At 36.9% G+C, this 2,395-nt stretch carries 3 protein-coding genes and 2 pseudogenes; 1 reads left to right on the plus strand and 4 read right to left on the minus strand.

Annotation, left to right across the window (positions count from 1 at the left end):
• A pseudogene (locus CKY02_RS22825) lies at positions 1 to 107 on the plus strand (IS30 family transposase); the annotation flags it as partial.
• Positions 108 to 311: 204 nt separating this feature from the next.
• Here the strand turns inward: CKY02_RS22825 and CKY02_RS22830 are convergent.
• From CKY02_RS22830 to CKY02_RS22845, 4 genes and pseudogenes are all read right to left on the minus strand, one after another.
• Complete coding sequence (locus CKY02_RS22830) at positions 312 to 743, minus strand: hypothetical protein (RefSeq protein ID WP_112896989.1); 432 nt, start codon at positions 741 to 743, stop codon at positions 312 to 314.
• Positions 736 to 1,587, minus strand: a pseudogene (locus CKY02_RS22835) (RHS repeat-associated core domain-containing protein); the annotation flags it as partial. The pseudogene CKY02_RS22835 and the gene CKY02_RS22830, both read right to left, overlap by 8 nt.
• Positions 1,588 to 1,589: 2 nt before the next feature.
• On the minus strand, positions 1,590 to 1,859 hold the full coding sequence (locus CKY02_RS22840; RefSeq protein ID WP_036811987.1) for a hypothetical protein: 270 nt from the start codon (positions 1,857 to 1,859) through the stop codon (positions 1,590 to 1,592).
• Positions 1,856 to 2,275, minus strand: a complete 420-nt coding sequence (locus CKY02_RS22845) for a hypothetical protein (protein WP_112896990.1) — start codon at positions 2,273 to 2,275, stop codon at positions 1,856 to 1,858. The genes CKY02_RS22840 and CKY02_RS22845 overlap by 4 nt, the downstream gene beginning before the upstream one ends.
• Positions 2,276 to 2,395: the final 120 nt, after the last annotated feature.

Below are 2,395 nucleotides of genomic sequence, written 5' to 3' on the forward strand. Positions count from 1 at the left end.
TAAATTTTGTGGTAAACCGGTTAAATCATCGTCCCCGAAAGACACGGGGTGGGAAAACACCGAATGAATTATTTAAGGGAATACGAACATGTTTACTTCCAGATTAACGATGTTGCACTTATTATGTAAATCTACCTATGAATTTTATATTTTTCTGTATTATTACTTTTTTATCTTCTTATTTATTTTATATTTTTGTGATTTTAAATTATATATTTAATATATAAGGCCAAGCCTGTAAGATATCTATTTTAAGCATAAAAATAACAAGGCCGGAAAGATCACGGTAATCTTTCCGGCTTTTCATATTACTATACTGATATATCAAATATATTTAACTCGTATTCATCCTCACTCATATCAATAACCCTCATTGGATTAAGTGATAGTACATTAATATCAAATGTATTATTTAATAAGAAATGACTAGATAAAAAATCATGCAAATTAACAATATGGAATGATATTATTGTTCTTCCTTCAAAAAACATATAGTAACTATTATCCTCACCTATATTTATTTTTGATTGCATATATGAACAAACATCTTCCTTATTAACAGGAAGAGCCAACTTGTATTCCGGCATCTCATTTCTTCTTAAAATACTGTTATATACATCCATATGCCATTGAAATTCATCATTATTTATAAAGAATATCGATACGTTTTCAATCCCTCGAATGCTATCGATATATTTCTTTGCTCTTAGTAAAAGCAATTTTTCTTCAAGTTTCTTATTCATAATAAATATGGTGATCGTTAGTTTTAGGGTCGTCTATCTTCAAATATCTATTTTTCTTAAAGTCATATATTCTTGCATCGGCTCCTTTCTTTGCCTGACCAGCATGAGCATGGGGATAAGGTGCGTGAGGATCATTTGTATGCTCAAGAATAACCTTTTTATGACCTTTCGCATCTACATATTCGTAATAACGTCCATGAGATCCCGCATCTTCTGAATATTGATAATTAGTTTGTCCTCTTCGTTTCGGATCATTTCCAACAGTCCATTGTCTAACAGGTTGTTGAGAACGTGGTATTCCAGCTAAATCTTTACCTTTATTTAAAGCTTGCCGACGATTTGGTAAAGGACAACCCGCTAATCCCAGAGGGTCAATCCAGTTTACCGGATCATGGACATAGCCGTACGGGTTAAATCCTCCACTAAGATTTAATGGATCAGGCGATAAGTACTGGCCTGTTTCATTATCGTAATATCTAAAGCGATTATAGCATAAACCACTCTCCGAGTCCGCATATTGCCCACAAAACAGTAGGTTACACGTCAGGTTCCGCGGGTCATTGACCGTCAGCACCGGCCAGCGTTCCGGCTCGCCCCAGGTGAGTAACCGGCCCGCCCATATCAGCTCCCCGTCCTCGGTCAGGATTTCCCGCACCGTTCCCTGATGGTCACTCACCACATAGTATAACTGGCCCTGTTGATATCGAGCCGAAGGGGTCAGGGCGCCCGGCTCATACAGCCAGTGAATGCTCTGTTCATACCCGACAGTGCCATCCGCATATACCGGGGTCTCTTCAATCAGCTGCTCCCCGCTCCACAGGTAATCATAGCCGATTTTTGAAGATTTTATTTAGCAGCACATTTTTCCAAAAGATACCTAAATTTTGTTATCAAATCTGTCCAATATTTATATGTAACATCCTTGATATAATAATCACCTAACCATTTGGGATGGCATCGAGATAATAAATCATTTATAGATATAGTTTTTTCATCTTCACTTGTACAATTACTCAATATAATATACGTAAGCTTCCTAATATCATCTGCTTCATCTTGGTAACATGAATCAATCAGATGTTTGCAGATAATTTCGCTACATTCTTTAATATTCATAATAATTTTGTGGCTCCTGAATATTTACCACCTGCGGTAACAACTTGCCATCCACCGCCCGTTTTATCTGCTCCCCATTGAAGCTGTGGTGCTACTTTACCTTCTAATAGAATTTGATCTCGTGTTAATGCTACTTTTCCTTCATATGAAGCAGAGTTATTCGGTGGTAAAGCTAATTTTGAACGTCGTTCGGCGGAGCTTATCCCAGCAGATCCCCTAGTTACATAAACTTGAGATGCACTTCCTGGAGTATGTTCAGTTATAACGAATACATCACCTTGTTTCCCACGAGAAACATAAATTTGTCCATCAAAACTATTAATTGTATCGTGCTGTATTTGTTTGTTCAGTCCTCTACTTTTCAATAAATTTCGGGCAGAATTTCGTGATAGTGGGATTTTTTCTTCAACCTTCATTCCGCACCTAATTCAGGAATAAACCGCTTTATATTGTACGCCTAATAAACTCAAAAGCTCATGGTGGTAAGATTGCATTCCTGTCACCATTTTATGTTCTTGAAATTCAAAGGTGCTGAT

The organism is Photorhabdus bodei (assembly GCF_003287735.1).
Classification (GTDB): Bacteria; Pseudomonadota; Gammaproteobacteria; order Enterobacterales; family Enterobacteriaceae; genus Photorhabdus; species Photorhabdus kayaii.

What these genes read in the sequence shown, in the direction of transcription:
- CKY02_RS22840 (WP_036811987.1), bottom strand. Translation starts at nt 1,859, where the DNA reads ATGAATATTAAAGAATGTAGCGAAATTATCTGCAAACATCTGATTGAT.
- CKY02_RS22845 (WP_112896990.1), bottom strand. Translation starts at nt 2,275, where the DNA reads ATGAAGGTTGAAGAAAAAATCCCACTATCACGAAATTCTGCCCGAAAT.
- CKY02_RS22830 (WP_112896989.1), bottom strand. Translation starts at nt 743, where the DNA reads ATGAATAAGAAACTTGAAGAAAAATTGCTTTTACTAAGAGCAAAGAAA.